This window comes from Christiangramia sp. LLG6405-1, from assembly GCF_045055805.1.
Lineage (GTDB): Bacteria > Bacteroidota > Bacteroidia > Flavobacteriales > Flavobacteriaceae > Christiangramia.
In genome coordinates this window covers 887,476-902,962 of sequence record NZ_CP159330.1, presented here as the reverse complement: position 1 = coordinate 902,962, position 15,487 = coordinate 887,476, and the positions used below count along the sequence as shown (strand labels likewise).

Below are 15,487 nucleotides of genomic sequence, written 5' to 3'. Positions count from 1 at the left end.
AGCACTTAAATCATTGAAAGATTATTTCTGAAGTAATTGAACTTCAGTTATAGACAGATAAAAAATAAGAAGCGGAACGCTTTCAGTATGAATTCGTTCCGCTTAAGGTAGTATAGAAATAAATTTAAATTTAAGCGTTCAACCGCTCAAAAGCCTGTTTTGCTAATTCATCCTGGTGATCTGGATGTGCTATCGAGATCAATGCCTCGGCTCTTTGTTTCAGATTCTTCCCGAAAAGATCAATCACTCCATATTCAGTAGCAATATAATGTACATGGGCACGGGTGGTGGTCACTCCGGCACCTTCCTTTAGATAAGGAACTATTTTGGAAACTCCATTTTTGGTAATAGAAGGCATCGCAATAATCGCTTTTCCTCCATGAGAAAGTGAAGCACCTCTTATAAAGTCCATTTGTCCACCCACTCCCGAGTACTGTATCTTTCCAATGGTATCTGCACAAACCTGCCCGGTAAGATCAATTTCTATAGCCGAGTTGATCGCGGTCACTTTTGGATTTCTCCTAATGATGGCCGTATCATTGGTGTAAGCAGCTTCCTTAAAATGCACCAGTGGATTATCATCTACAAAGTCATATAACTTAGGGGAACCAACCGCGAAACAGGTAACCAGTTTTCCGGTTTTGATCTCTTTTTCCTCTCCGGTGATAACTCCCTTTTCGATGAGAGGTAAAATTCCGTCTGAAAACATTTCCGTATGAATCCCCAGTCTTTTATGATTGGTAAGATTATTCAGCACCACATTCGGGATTCCTCCAATTCCCATTTGTAGCGTTGCCCCATCTTCTACAAGACCTGCCACGTGCCTTCCTATCTGTTTCTCAATTTCTGTAGGTTCAGCAAGATGCGCCGCATGAATAGGTTGGTTTACCTCGATAGCAGCATCAATCTGACTTATATGTATAATTCCATCGCCATGTGTTCTTGGGACATGAGGATTCACCTGGGCGATGACTTTCTTTGCATTTTGTATGGCAGGTAGCGTAATATCTACGGAAACACCCAAAGAACAATATCCATGCTTGTCTGGAGGTGAAACCTGAATAAAAGCAAAATCAATGGGTAGAATATTTCTTCGGAAAAGCACATGGATCTCACTTAGAAAAATAGGTATGTAAGCTCCATAATCTGAATTCACCGCCTTTCTAACGTTTCCACCTACAAAACAACTATTGGTCTTAAACGAATCCTGGTAGGGAGCTTGAGTATAAAGAGCTGTTCCCTCCGTATGGATCTGTATGACTTCTACATTCTTAAGGTCCTGGTATCTCTCACAAAGTGCGTCTATTAATATATTTGGTGTCATAGCAGCTCCCTGCAGGAACACTCTCTGGTTAGATCTTACTTCCTTTACAGCGTCCTGGGCTGATACAATTTTTAGATCATTCATTTTTTTATGTTTTGGTAAATTTTGACAACATTATAATTTAACGAAAATCTCAGAGCTATTCTAACGTGTTAACTTCAAATCGAAAGCTACCTCTATATGCTCATCGACTATGATAAGACCCAGCGCTTTTTTAGGAGGCACGAGGCCAAAGTCTCTAATATTCATGCTGAATTTTCCTTTAAAACGATGTTCATGTATTTGAACTGGCAACTTGTAATGATTGGTTTGACCAGCCAGTTCTACTCGAATTTCGGCTACCGGTTCTTCTGAAGCTAAATGTCTAACCTGCAAAACATCGATCACGATCTGTGGATGTGAATCGCTCTTTAAAAGATCCTGAAAATCTGAGTTCATCTTTCTGTTACCGCAATCAAATCCTTTGGTAAGCAAATTTAGCTGCAGATCATAAAACTTTATAAGATCGTGCTCATGCAGAAATTTCACCTGTTTGCTATCTGATATCAGGTCTATATCAAACTCGCAATGAAAATTATTCACGTTTGTACTTCCCGAGATGATCAATTCACTGTCTGGAAGCAGCCGGATCGTTTCCTTTTCGAAATCGTTCTGAGCCTGGATAGACCATCCAAAAAGCACAAACCCAATGCATATTAAAAGTCGTTTCATGATCAGAAAATTTTGAGGTTATTATAAAAGAGGGTAGCATATTTAGTCCCTGATGGTCTAATTATGCTACCCTTAAAAGCATTAATTCTCGATTAGAAGCTTATTGCCGCCTCCACCATCAGGCCATCAAACTTTCCTCCGTGGTGAATGTCGGTAACTGGATACCCGTCGTAGTCCTGGGTTACATATTCCAGTTTCATTAGAATATTCTTGGTCATGAACCATCCTGCTGCAAGTTGAAATCTATTCACATCGATATCCTCACCGCTGCTAAGTTCCCCGTCTACCATACCGTAACGTCCACCTATATGAAAATCGTTGTTATTTCCAAATCTGTAAAGAAGCTCTCCACTATACTGGTTGTAAGTCCTGTTATCAGACTGGCCACCATCTCTACCTGAAGTTGTTTCAAAAATTCCGAAGAATTCAAGTCCGCCAACTTTCACGAATGGGTTGATCATGATAGAGGTCATTTTATTTCTGAAATCCGGTACAACCATACCACCTCTAAAACCATCACCACCACCTTCTACATCACTCAATACTTCGTAATATCTGGATCCGGCACGGTCACCTCTGTAAAGATAAACTCCTCTGGCATCATTGTGAGCACTGTGGTATACAGATCCTGTAAGTCTGAATCTTCCATTTTCAGAAAACTGGTTATCAAATCCTAATTTAGCAAGGAATGAAGGGCTGGTTTGGTCTTTATCAGATACATTTTGATTAAGCTTACCATTGGTGATACCAACCATTCCTAACCATGGACCATCAAAGTAATATAGTTCTGCTCCAACTTCAGTAGTAAATGCATCCATGATGTAGTTACCAACAAAGGGGTTGTAAGTAGACATGGCATTATCTGTTCTTCTAAAGTGGGCATCACCATAGTTATTTTCCATGTGACCAATCTTAATTCTTAAATGATCCATTAGATCTTCAGCAAAACCTTCGCTAATAAAATTAAGTTTATCCACCTGTATATAACCACCTTTCACATAGGCTTCGTTGTGGTGTTGAGAAGAAAGGTAAGTTCTCAAGTGCATTCTTACTCCATCGTATAGTGCCACATCAAGATCCAGGTTGGCTGTTGCCAGGTTAAAATTGTTTCCAAGATCTACCAGTTCTATCGGTCCTTCGTTTTCCTGGCTTAGTGTCTGGAACTGGATAGTGGAAGCACCACCAACTCTTACATGTACACCATCAAATGTGGTTACGGTATCTTTTGGAGCTTCAAATTGATTGATACCTCTTTGATCACGGAAACGGAAGTTATCCAGATCACGTTGCGTCTGAGCCATTGCTGGCATAGCCATAAGGGCCATTAATACGGTACTTAGGTATGTAGTGAAAGTTTTCATAGTTATTGATTTTAAGGTTGAATTATTATTTATTGAACTGGGATTCGAATTTTACTACGACATCTTCTCCTGTAGTGATGGTTCCAAACATTGCTGTTGGTGCTTCCACACCAAAATTGGTCATGTTCAGCTTATGCTCACCTGTTAGAGTGATCGCGTTGGAGGAAGATTTTAGTTTGAAATTAAGTTTGATATCTCGTTTTGTTCCAGCGATCTCCAAACTACCTGTGGTCTTTACATTATAGATACCCGTGGAAACTTTCTCAATGCTCTGTACATCCTTTAGTTTGAAGGTGATCTGCTTATGTTTATTTGTATTTAAAGCTTTATAGGTATTTTTGTCCATCCCGCTTTTTCCACTCATCAGGCTTTTAGCCATTACCGTAAATTCCAGTAGTTCGATATCTTCCAGGCTGGAATCTTCAAATTCCAGGCTTAGATTACCGCCGGTGTTTTCGGCTTTTATGGTCCAGTCGTGAATATTAGAGGTTCCATCTATGTGAAGACTGGAAGCTTCATTATTCAGTTGGTAGGATTGAGCATTTACTCCAATACTTAGAAGGAGTATTATTGCGAACATCATTAAAGTACTGTAAGATCTCATATCATTTACATTTTTAAATCTGTACAAAGATGCTGTAGGGATAGGACGTAAATTATGATGAATGTCAGCTTTTGAAATATTTTAAAACCTCGTGAGCTAGCGAAAACCTTATAGTTGTAAAGAATGTATTCGATGACGCCCGTCATATTTTAAGGAGATCAAATTGGGCAGTTTTGTAGCCTTAATTTTATTTGTGATATATGGAATCATGTTTTCATTGCGGCGAGGATTGCCTGGAGGAATTGATCACCTATAATGAGAAATCATTTTGCTGTGCCGGTTGTAAGACTGTTTTCGAAATCTTAAATAGTAATGATCTCTCCTATTATTATGACCTGCAGGAAGCGCCTGGAATTTCTCCAAAGCTAAAAGAGAATAAATATGAATACCTCGAAAATGCAGAAATCGTCGATAAGCTTCTGGAATTCGATCATGTGAAAACCCAAATAGTATCCTTCAGTATTCCTTCTATACATTGTAGTTCCTGTATCTGGATCCTTGAAAACCTTCATAAACTACATAGCGGAGTGAAAAGTTCGCAGGTAGACTTTCCGAAGAAAACGATCAGACTGAGTTTTACTGCTGAAGATATCAGCCTGAAAAAGCTGGTAGTAATACTTAGCAGGATTGGATACGAACCGAATATTTCTCTGGACAATTTTGAGAAAAAAGAATCTGAGCAAGATCGAAGCCTGATCTATAAACTCGGCGTGGCTGGTTTTGCTTTTGGAAATATCATGTTTCTTTCATTTCCTGAATATTTTGAGATCAATGAATTCTGGCTGGATCAATTCAAATATTTGTTTCGCTGGTTGATGTTCAGTTTTTCACTGCCGGTGGTATTTTATTCGGGTAAGGATTATTTCATTTCTGCCTATAAAGGACTTAGATCTGGAATTCTGAATATCGATGTTCCCATTGCCCTGGGAATTTTTGTGCTATTCGTGAGAAGTACTGCAGAAATTGTACTTGACCTGGGAACAGGATTTTTCGATAGCCTTAGCGGACTCGTATTTTTCCTTCTGCTCGGAAAGTTCTTTCAACAAAAGACCTATTCGTTTCTTTCTTTTGAAAGAGATTACAAATCATATTTTCCTATTGCTGTTACCCGAATTTCTTCGGAAGATGAACAAATTGAAGAACAGGTTCAGGTCTATAAGATCAGGAAAGGCGATACTGTGCTCATTAGAAATGAAGAGCTTATCCCTATGGATGCTGAAATCCTTGAAGGACATGCGAACATTGACTATAGTTTTGTCACCGGAGAAGCAGACCTTGTTAATAAAGCTGAAGGAGATAAAGTCTACGCCGGAGGAAGGCAGAAAGGCAGCATTATTAGACTGAAGGTTCTCAAGCCGGTAGAACAGAGCTATCTTACTGAATTATGGAGTAATGAGGTGTTTCAAAAGGACCGATCTTTCGGTTTCCAGTCGCTTACCAATAGAATCAGTAAAAATTTTACCATTGCCGTGCTTAGTATAGCAGTCCTGGCTACCACCTTCTGGCTGTTTGCAGATCCATCTAAAGCATGGAACGTATTCACCGCGGTATTGATCATTGCCTGTCCCTGTGCGATCGCCCTCGCTGCACCTTTTACCCTGGGTAATCTGCTTCGAATCTTCGGAAAAAATGGAATCTATTTAAAGGACGCTTCGGTAATAGAAAGAATGGCGGCGATTGATACGGTGGTTTTTGATAAAACAGGAACGATCACCACTACGGGACAAACCACTGCTGAATATGAAGGACTCGAACTAAGTGATAAAGAACTTCAAATGCTGGGCGGTAGTCTAAAAGCCTCTTCACATCCATTAAGTAGATCATTGTATTCGATCCTTCAGCATCACGGCATACGAACTCCCGATAGTTATAAAGAATATGTAGGCGCAGGAATTGAATGCGATTTTGAAGAAAATCGTATAAAAATCGGCTCAGCAAGATTTACCGGAGAAAGTGCTTCCGAAGAAATTAGTAATGGAAAAACGGCAGTTCATATAAGTTCGAATGAGCAATATAAAGGTTGCTTCAGTTTTAGAAATACTTATAGAAAAGGAATGTCTGGCCTGTTCCAGCAACTTTCCAGGAACAAATACATCATTGTACTTTCCGGAGATAATGAAGGGGAGCGCGATCGTTTGCAAAGTTTACTTCCTGTTGAGTCTGGTATACATTTTAATCAGAAGCCCGGTGATAAGCTTGAGTTCATCAGGCAACTACAGCATGGTGGTCGCAAGGTAATGATGGTTGGAGATGGCTTGAATGATGCCGGAGCCCTTGCGCAAAGTGAAATTGGAATTGCAGTTTCAGAAGATATCAATGTATTTTCTCCTGCCTGTGATGGCGTGATGGATGCCTCCATATTATCGAATTTAGCCGATTATTTTCAGCTGGCTAAAAAGGGAGTCAGTATCATCCAGGCGAGCTTTATATTATCTCTTGTGTATAATATAACCGGACTTGCTTTTGCGGTCACCGGGAATCTTATGCCCGTGGTCGCTGCGATCCTCATGCCGCTAAGCTCTATAAGCATCGTGATCTTTACAACGCTGGCCACTCAAATTCTATCAAAAAGGCTTAAAAATTAGAAGAAGATCTCAAAGCTGACAATCGTCATTTTTTAGAGCCTTTCCCCGGAATACTTTTACACCCAGATTAACAGAATAATGAGCATTATCTACATGTTACTGGCTATTAGTGTTGTGGTGGCCATCATCTTTTTCGTAGCCTTTATAGTTTCAGTCAGGAAAGGCCAGTATGATGATGTGTATACACCCTCTGTGCGAATGCTGTTCGATGATGAACTTGTTAATTCTCCAGCGAAAGAAAATCAACCCGTCAATAAAGAGAAATTTAATTAATTATGGATCTACAGCAATTCTATTACGATAATAAGATCGTAAAGAAATTCATCATTGCCACCATGTTCTGGGGCATTATTGGTATGAGCGTTGGCTTACTGCTCGCTTTTATGTTCATTTTTCCAAATATAACCGAAGGTATACCCTGGCTTAGCTTTGGTAGATTAAGGCCGCTGCATACCAACGCGGTAATCTTTGCATTTGTAGGGAATGCGATCTTCGCCGGGGTATACTATTCTACCCAGCGTCTTTTAAAGGCGAGAATGTGGAGCGATGCCCTTAGTAATATTAACTTCTGGGGATGGCAGCTTATAATCATTGGAGCAGCGATCACTCTGCCTTTAGGATATACTTCTTCCAAAGAGTATGCGGAGCTGGAATGGCCTTTTGATATTGCAATCGCCGTGATCTGGGTAGCGTTTGGTGCCAACCTAATCGGTACGATGATCAAAAGGAGACAGCGCCACCTGTATGTGGCGATCTGGTTTTACCTTGCTACGTTCGTAACCGTTGCTGTACTTCATATTTTTAACAATATTGAAATTCCTGTAAGCGCCTTAAAAAGTTATTCTTTTTATTCAGGTGTTCAGGATGCCCTTGTACAATGGTGGTATGGTCATAATGCCGTAGCATTCTTCCTAACCACGCCTTTCCTTGGATTGATGTATTACTTCGTTCCAAAGGCTGCAAATCGTCCTGTATATTCTTACCGACTTTCGATCATTCACTTCTGGTCCCTGATATTTATCTATATCTGGGCTGGACCGCACCATTTACTATATACTTCGTTACCAGACTGGGCGCAGAATCTTGGAGTTGCCTTTTCTGTAATGCTATTATTCCCATCCTGGGGTGGTATGATCAATGGTTTGCTAACGCTTCGTGGAGCCTGGGATAAGGTTAGAGTAGACCCTGTATTAAAATTTATGGTAGTGGCAATTACCGGGTATGGAATGGCAACTTTTGAAGGTCCAATGCTTTCCCTTAAAAATGTGAATGCCATCGCCCACTTTAGTGACTGGATCATTGCCCACGTACATGTTGGAGCACTGGCATGGAATGGTTTTATGACCTTCGGGATGATCTACTGGTTGGTGCCAAGATTGTTCAAAACAAAACTATACTCACTTAAACTGGCAAACACGCATTTCTGGATAGGAACGCTGGGAATTATCATTTATACGTTGCCAATGTATGTTGCGGGATTTGTTCAGGCTTCTATGTGGAAACAGTTCAATCCAGATGGAACCCTTACCTACGGTAACTTTCTCGAAACAGTAACTCAAATTATTCCAATGTACTGGATGAGAGCTATTGGTGGAAGTTTATACATCGTAGGGGCTTTTGTAATGCTATATAATATTGTAAAAACGATACGCCAGGGTAGTGCCGTGGAAGACGAACTTGCTGAAGCTGCTGCATTGCAACCGGTGACCAGTAAAAGAACTGCAGGTGAAGCTTACCACAGCTGGCTTGAGAGAAGACCCGTAAAACTTACCATTTTTGCTACCATCGCTATCCTTATTGGAGGTATTGTGCAAATAGTTCCTTCATTAATGGTAGATGAATATGTACCGGTAATTTCCAGTGTAAAACCATACACACCTCTGGAATTGGAAGGCCGTGATCTTTATATCCGGGAAGGTTGTGTTTCCTGTCACTCGCAGATGGTACGACCTTTTAGAAGTGAGGTAGAACGTTATGGAGAATATTCAAAAGCTGGGGAATACAGGTATGACTTCCCATTTCTTTGGGGAAGTAAAAGAACCGGACCAGATCTTCATAGGGTAGGTATGAAATATTCAGATAACTGGCACCTTAATCATATGTATGATCCTCAAAGTACTTCTTCAGGTTCTATCATGCCTTCTTATACCTGGCTAATTCAGGATGAACTTGACAAATCTGATACTGAAGATAAAATGCGGGCGATGCAAACTCTTGGAGTGCCTTATACAGATGCGGAGATCGAAAGAGCCCAGCAATGGATGACAGAACAGGGAACTCAAATTGAAAAGAACCTTTATCAAGATCCAGATTTTGTTAACAGTTATGAGGCAGATAAAAAGTTTGCCGCAGAGAACGGCGAGGAATTCACAGAAATGAGAGATCGTGAGATCGTAGCTCTTATTGCATACCTGCAGCGACTGGGAACAGATATCAAAGCCGAAGATTTAAAACAAGTATCAACTAACTAAAAACCTGAGACCATGTTGAAATTCGTAAAAGGTCCATTGGAAAGTATAGAAGGGGTAGCGATCTATCCCATCATCTCACTGCTTATATTCTTCATCTTTTTTACCGCGCTCTTCTGGTGGGTGTTCACTGCTAAAAAGGATTATATCAGGAAAGTGAGCGACATTCCTTTAGACCAGGAAGATGAACTAATGATGCCCATCATCGTAAAAGATAACAAATCATGAAAAATACATTTTCAGTATTAAGAATTAGCGGACTTATCGCCCTGGCGATCATACTGGCAGAGCTTACCATGGAAACCGGTGATGAATCTGTTTTGGAAGTCTATCCAATTTTCTGGCTTGTTCTTGGAGTGATCCTGTTTTTAGTAATTGCCATCGAAGTTTCGGTAGCAGCCCTGGACAAGACCTTATATATGTCATTGAAGCCCGATGATCGTGTAGCTTATGATGCAGCTGTGGCGCTAAGGGAAAAGAATCGCTTTGCCTGGTTCAAAGAAACTTATGATAAGCTGCTGGATAAAAAGCCAATTGAAAATGAAGATGAGATCATTCTTGATCATAATTATGACGGCATTAAAGAGCTGGATAACAACCTTCCACCCTGGTGGCTTTATGGTTTTTACGCCAGTATAATTTTCGCCGGAATTTACCTGGCCAGGTATCACGTTTTCGATGGTGCTACTCAAAAAGAGGAATACTTGGCGGAAGTTGCAGAAGCTAAAGCAGCCGTGGAAGCTTATAAAGAAAATGCCAAAGGCCTTATTGATGCTAATACTGTTGAATTGCTTACCGGGACTGAAGATATCAATGCCGGGAAAGCAATATTCTCAGGAAATTGTGCCGCCTGTCACAAGATTGATGGTGGAGGTGGAATTGGTCCTAATCTAACCGATTCTTACTGGATCCTAGGCGGTGGTATTAAGAATGTCTTCAATACAATTTCTGAAGGAGGACGTGCCGGGAAAGGGATGGTTTCCTGGAAAACCGATCTAAAACCTGAAGAAATGGCCCAGGTTGCGAGTTACGTGTTGAGTTTACATTCAACAACTCCTTTAGATCCCAAAGAACCTGAAGGGGAACTATGGGTAGATCCAGATGCGAGAGTAGATGAGGTTGAGGTGGAAGCGATAGATTCAGCTTCTGTTGAAATAGAAATGAGTTACGAGGAAGAGTAAAATCTGCATATTTTGGAAAAAGAGGAGCACGAAAGGTTTAGGGACAGTATAGGAACGGTTACTTCAGAAGGTAAACGTTCTTGGGTGTATCCCAAAAAACCTGATGGTAGATTATATAAATATCGGCAGTGGGTAAGTTATTTTTTACTGGCGATACTTTTTGCAGCTCCCTTATTAAAGATCAATGGGAATCAATTTCTCATGTTCAATGTACTGGAACGTCGCTTCAATATCTTCGGAACAATTTTCTGGCCGCAGGATTTCTATCTCTTTGTTCTTATGATGTTGATAGGAGTGGTTTTCGTTGTTTTATTTACGGTAGCCTTCGGAAGAATATTTTGTGGTTGGATATGTCCCCAAACGATCTTTATGGAAATGGTTTTCCGAAGAATCGAATATTGGATTGAAGGAGACAGGGGCAAACAGATACGACTGGACAAGCAGCAGTGGAATGCTGAAAAGATCAGGAAAAAGGCAACCAAATGGTTCATTTTCTTTGTGATCTCTTTTCTTATCGCCAATGTATTTCTGGCTTACCTCATTGGGAGTGATAGATTGCTTCTTTACATACAGGAAGGACCGCAGGCACATCTTAGCACCTTGATCTCCTTGCTGCTTTTTACCGGAATCTTCTATTTTGTGTTCGCCTGGTTTAGAGAACAGGTTTGTATCATAGCCTGTCCATATGGTAGGCTTCAGGGTGTTCTGCTGGATAATAAATCTATTGTAGTCGCCTACGATCATAAACGTGGAGAAAAGGAAGAGGGTAGAGCGAAATTCAGAAAAAATGAAGATCGAGAAGCTAGCGGGAAAGGTGATTGTATCGACTGTTTTCAATGTGTGCAGGTTTGCCCTACAGGAATAGATATTCGAAATGGAACCCAGCTGGAATGTGTGAATTGTACAGCTTGTATAGATGCTTGCAATCATATGATGGATGCGGTGGATCTTCCGCAGGGATTGATAAGATATGCGAGTGAAGAGAATATTGAGAAGCAAAAGAAATTCAGGTTTACTCCGCGTATCAAAGGTTATGCAGCGGTTTTATTTATTCTCGTTACGGTATTAAGTGGGATGTTGTTTTTAAGAAGTGATGTGGAAGCCAATATTCTCAGGCTACCCGGCCAGCTTTATGAACATAAGGATGGCAATATCATTAGCAATGTGTACACCTTTAAGCTTATTAATAAAACTTCTGTGGATTACGATAATGTGAGGTTTGAAATCAAGTCGCATCCCGGAACTATAAATACCGTAAAAGGGAAATCCATGAGCATTCCTGCGAACGGTATGGCCGAGGGAACATTGTTCGTAGAAATTAAGCAGGCAGCTTTGGAAAACGAAAAAGATAAGATCGTTATCGAAGTTTATAATGGCGAACAATTAATAGAAACTACCGGTACCACATTTCTGGGACCAAGAAGTTACCACTAAACACTAGAAATTATGAAGATAAATTGGGGAACCGGAATTGTAATTGGAATGCTCGCATTCATTAGCTTCATCATGTACTTTGTCGTCACCATGATGAGCAGTTCAGACTATGACCATGATCTTGTGGTAGAGGATTATTATAAGGCAGAGTTGCATTATCAACAGGATATAGATGCGCAGGAAAATGCTCTTGCACTCAATGAGCAGATTAGCATTAGAAGAAAAGGTGAAAGTCTAATAGTACTTTTTCCTGAAGGGATTGACCTTGAAAAGACCACGGGTTTGGTAAGCCTTTACAGACCATCCAACAAAAAACTTGATTTCAATATTCCCTTTTCTGAAATTAAAAGTTCTGAATTCGAGATCCCGACAGATCAACTTGTGAATGGAAGATGGAATGTCAAGGTCACCTGGCAGAATAGCGAAAAGGAATTCATGTTTAAAACTGAAATAGTCTACTAAATGCTGTTTTCTGCGCTCATATTTGGATTACTTGGAAGCTTCCATTGTATTGGTATGTGCGGGCCTATAGCATTTTTGCTTCCTCTGGACAGGGAAAATAAATTCAGGAAATTCCTGCAAATCTTTTTGTATCACTCTGGCCGTCTTTTTTCCTACGGAACCATAGGACTGTTATTTGGAATTGCCGGAAAAAGCCTGTCTCTATTTGGCCTTCAACAGCAATTATCTATCATTATCGGGATCATTATGCTGTTTCTTGTACTTCTTCCGAAGAAAAAACTAGGTAGATTCAATCCTGAAAATGCTAATTTCAAAGTAGTGAAGGATCTGAAAAACTACCTTGGTAAGGAATTGAAAAAGAAAAATCCAGACACCTATTTTACCGTTGGTTTCCTGAATGGTTTTTTACCCTGCGGACTCGTATATATGGCAGTATTTGGAGCAGTTGCCGGAGGTAGCGCACTATACGGTAGCTTATATATGGTCATTTTTGGAATTGGAACCATCCCGTTGATGACCAGTGCAATCTGGTTGAGTAATGTGATTTCTGTAAAAAACAGAATATACATTCGTAAGCTAATCCCTGTTTTTATAGCCATCATCGCCATACTATTTATCATTAGAGGAATGGGGCTGGGTATTCCTTATGTCTCCCCGGCAGAACCTATCATGAAAACAGGCGCAGTGATGGAATGCCAACCTTGAAAACTGCTGTTTAGACTTATCCCGGTATCAGGCAGAATTCTCCTAGTGTCTCCATAACTTCATTCTTCATAATTAAATTTTCAGGATATCATTCAGCTTTAAGTTGAACGTATCTCCTTCGGAAGAAATCCTTAACAATTTGATGAAACTATATCTAAAACAATTGATCCAGACCGCGTTCGCAGGTAGATACTTAATGGAATTCTGTAGATAACTGCAAAAACCTTCTAACATTTGGCAGTAAAACTACGATATGTAGAAAATTTCCTTACTTTTTTTGCAGGGCTCATAATTACCGCTATATTTGGTAAACCAGATTGGTAAACCATTTTTATATGCGCATTTTCACTTCTTTTCTATTACTTATTGCATTCCATTTAAGTTATTCTCAAACTACTCAAAGCAGCGGAATAACAAGGGTTCAGAACATTTCAGAATTAAACCTGGCACTAAAAAGTGTGGTTCCTGGTGATACCATACAAATGGAAAATGGGGTCTGGAAAGATTCAGAAATAGAAATCAAGGCGAGTGGTACGAAGGAGCTTCCTATAGTAATCATGGCCCAGGAAAAAGGTAAGGTATTTCTGGGAGGTCAATCTAATCTTAAAATTGGCGGTGATTATTTGATCGTAGATGGTTTATACTTTAGAAATGGTCACACACCTTCAGGTTCAGTAATTCAGTTTAAGGTAGACAATGATCATATTGCAAATAATTCAACACTCACCAACTGTGTGATCGAAGACTACACGCAATTAAGTAGGGAAACTCAGGATCACTGGATCGAATTCTGGGGGAGAAATAATACGATGGAGTACTGTTACCTGGCAGGCAAATCTAATTCCGGACCAACCTTGAGAGTGTATTTGAAGGGAAATGAAAACATCAATACTCATCATAATATTACTAACAATTATTTTGGGCCAAGGCCTAGAAAAGGTGGTCCTCACGCCGAAACTATGCAGATAGGTTCAAGTGAAACATCTATGACACCGGCTTATGTAAATGTTTCCAATAATTTATTTTACAGGTGCAACGGCGAGGTGGAGATCATTTCCAGCAAATCTAATTTTAATACTTTCAGTCATAATGTATTCTTCGAATCTGAAGGTTCACTGGTCTTAAGACACGGCAATTACGCTACGATCGATGGAAATATCTTTATTGGAAACGATAATTCAGAATTTATTGGAGGGATTCGGGTGATCAATACCGGACACTGGATCACAAATAACTATTTCTATAAATTAAAAGGTTCGGAGTTTAGAAGTCCGCTGGCAGTGATGAATGGAATTCCAAAATCCCCATTGAACAGGTATAACCAGGTGACCGATGTGGTTGCGGCTTATAACACGTTTGTTGAAACTAAATCTCCGTGGCATTTTAGTGTAGGCTCAAACACAGACAAAAGTGATGTGCTTCCAGCTACCGAGATCAGGTCTGCAAGACCGGAGCGAGTGATCGTGGCTAATAACCTTATATACGGTGATCGGGAAGAGACAACACCTATAGTCGCTTACGATACGGTTGACGGGGTGAGCTTTAAAAAGAATATTCTTAGTTATGAGAATAAAGGTGAGATCCAGAATACAGGTATCGAAACCAGAGAATTTGAACTTAAGGAAGTTTCAGAACACCTGATAGTTCCTCAACAGAAATTCACAGATGTCTACGAAGGATTCGATTTCAAGAATATTACCAAAGACTTGTTTGGTAAGCCTCGGAAGGACAATGATCAAATAGGAGCCATCATAACTCCTGTTTCCAATGATACAAAACTCTTCGACAAGAAAATTTACGGTCCTTCCTGGTTTAAGTCTGAAAAGAACGCTGCTCCAGAACGTATTGTACAGGTTAATAATGCGGAAGAGTTTCAGAAGAAATTAGCGAATGCAGCATCGGGAGATATTCTTGAACTGGCTTCCGGGAATTATAAAATAGACAGATCGATGGTTGTAGATAAAGATCTGACCATTAGATCTAAAAACAAGAACAACAAAGCAAAGCTGAAGTTTAGCACGAATCAGGATAATCCTGCATTTAGATTAAAACCTCGGGCAAGCCTACGAATCGAGAATCTGGAAATTGAGGGTGTCACCGGGAATAATGCATTCCAAACGCAGGATAAAGAAATGTCTGCTGCTTTTGAATTATGGATCAGCGGTACTGAGATCAAAAATTTTGATCAGCTTTTAAAGGTATCTAAAGGTGCTTTCGCAGATACTATTTCTATAGAAAATTCAAATTTTAAAAATCTCAACGCCGGTTTAAGTCTTGCTGAAGAAACTGATGATAAAGGTGAGTACAATGCCGAATTTGTGCTCGTAAAGAATTCCACTTTTGAGCAGATAGAAACAGAAGTTTTGAATTATTATCGTGGAGGTTACGATGAATCTACCATAGGGGGAAGCCTTGTGTTTAGCGGGAATACGGTGAAGAACTCAGGGAACTCCAAAAACTCAGAAATTTTATTGAGAACCCGTGGAATCGTAAACCTGGAACTTGCTGATAATACCTTTGTTGATAATCAGGTAAAGTTCATTGCGATCCTCTGGGGTGCCAAAGGACAGGAACCAGTCAATAATACGGTGGAAAATAGCGGTGAGATCAAGATCGAAGAAAACCTGAAGCAGAAGTTGATGTACTAAAAAA

Annotated in this window: 13 protein-coding genes; 9 read left to right on the top strand and 4 right to left on the bottom strand. The window is 40.0% G+C overall.

The annotated features are described in order from the left end of the window. Window positions 1-130: 130 nt before the first annotated feature. From ABVM50_RS04195 to ABVM50_RS04180, 4 genes are all read right to left on the bottom strand, one after another. A complete protein-coding gene (locus ABVM50_RS04195; RefSeq protein WP_405200105.1) occupies window positions 131-1,408 on the bottom strand; it encodes an acetyl-CoA hydrolase/transferase family protein in 1,278 nt (425 codons plus the stop codon). Between the two features lie 60 nt (window positions 1,409-1,468). Then, complete coding sequence (locus tag ABVM50_RS04190) at window positions 1,469-2,035, bottom strand: YceI family protein (RefSeq protein WP_405200104.1); 567 nt, start codon at window positions 2,033-2,035, stop codon at window positions 1,469-1,471. Window positions 2,036-2,127: 92 nt separating this feature from the next. Beyond that, on the bottom strand, window positions 2,128-3,396 hold the full coding sequence (locus ABVM50_RS04185) for a hypothetical protein (protein ID WP_405200103.1): 1,269 nt from the start codon (window positions 3,394-3,396) through the stop codon (window positions 2,128-2,130). Between the two features lie 25 nt (window positions 3,397-3,421). Further along, on the bottom strand, window positions 3,422-4,000 hold the full coding sequence (locus ABVM50_RS04180) for a YceI family protein (RefSeq protein WP_405200102.1): 579 nt from the start codon (window positions 3,998-4,000) through the stop codon (window positions 3,422-3,424). A 200-nt stretch (window positions 4,001-4,200) separates the two neighbouring features. Between ABVM50_RS04180 and ABVM50_RS04175 the strand changes: the two genes are divergently transcribed. From ABVM50_RS04175 to ABVM50_RS04135, 9 genes are all read left to right on the top strand, one after another. After that, complete coding sequence (locus tag ABVM50_RS04175) at window positions 4,201-6,585, top strand: heavy metal translocating P-type ATPase (RefSeq protein ID WP_405200101.1); 2,385 nt, start codon at window positions 4,201-4,203, stop codon at window positions 6,583-6,585. 78 nt (window positions 6,586-6,663) lie between these two features. After that, entirely contained in the window at window positions 6,664-6,858 is a 195-nt protein-coding gene (gene ccoS / locus ABVM50_RS04170; protein ID WP_405200100.1) for a cbb3-type cytochrome oxidase assembly protein CcoS, read from the top strand. A 2-nt stretch (window positions 6,859-6,860) separates the two neighbouring features. Continuing rightward, a complete protein-coding gene (gene ccoN, locus ABVM50_RS04165; RefSeq protein ID WP_405200099.1) occupies window positions 6,861-9,056 on the top strand; it encodes a cytochrome-c oxidase, cbb3-type subunit I in 2,196 nt (731 codons plus the stop codon). A gap of 12 nt (window positions 9,057-9,068) precedes the next feature. Next, entirely contained in the window at window positions 9,069-9,281 is a 213-nt protein-coding gene (locus ABVM50_RS04160) for a cytochrome c oxidase subunit IV (protein ID WP_026913726.1), read from the top strand. Then, complete coding sequence (locus ABVM50_RS04155; RefSeq protein WP_405200098.1) at window positions 9,278-10,234, top strand: cbb3-type cytochrome c oxidase N-terminal domain-containing protein; 957 nt, start codon at window positions 9,278-9,280, stop codon at window positions 10,232-10,234. The genes ABVM50_RS04160 and ABVM50_RS04155 overlap by 4 nt, the downstream gene beginning before the upstream one ends. A gap of 12 nt (window positions 10,235-10,246) precedes the next feature. Further along, window positions 10,247-11,668 (top strand): cytochrome c oxidase accessory protein CcoG, encoded by a 1,422-nt coding sequence (gene ccoG / locus ABVM50_RS04150; protein ID WP_405200097.1) that lies wholly within the window; start codon window positions 10,247-10,249, stop codon window positions 11,666-11,668. A gap of 12 nt (window positions 11,669-11,680) precedes the next feature. Next, on the top strand, window positions 11,681-12,130 hold the full coding sequence (locus ABVM50_RS04145; RefSeq protein ID WP_405200096.1) for a FixH family protein: 450 nt from the start codon (window positions 11,681-11,683) through the stop codon (window positions 12,128-12,130). Then, window positions 12,131-12,835 carry a sulfite exporter TauE/SafE family protein gene (locus ABVM50_RS04140; RefSeq protein WP_405200095.1) on the top strand — a complete coding sequence of 235 codons (705 nt, stop codon included), beginning with the start codon at window positions 12,131-12,133 and terminating at the stop codon, window positions 12,833-12,835. 335 nt (window positions 12,836-13,170) lie between these two features. After that, on the top strand, window positions 13,171-15,483 hold the full coding sequence (locus tag ABVM50_RS04135; protein WP_405200094.1) for a chondroitinase-B domain-containing protein: 2,313 nt from the start codon (window positions 13,171-13,173) through the stop codon (window positions 15,481-15,483). Window positions 15,484-15,487: the final 4 nt, after the last annotated feature.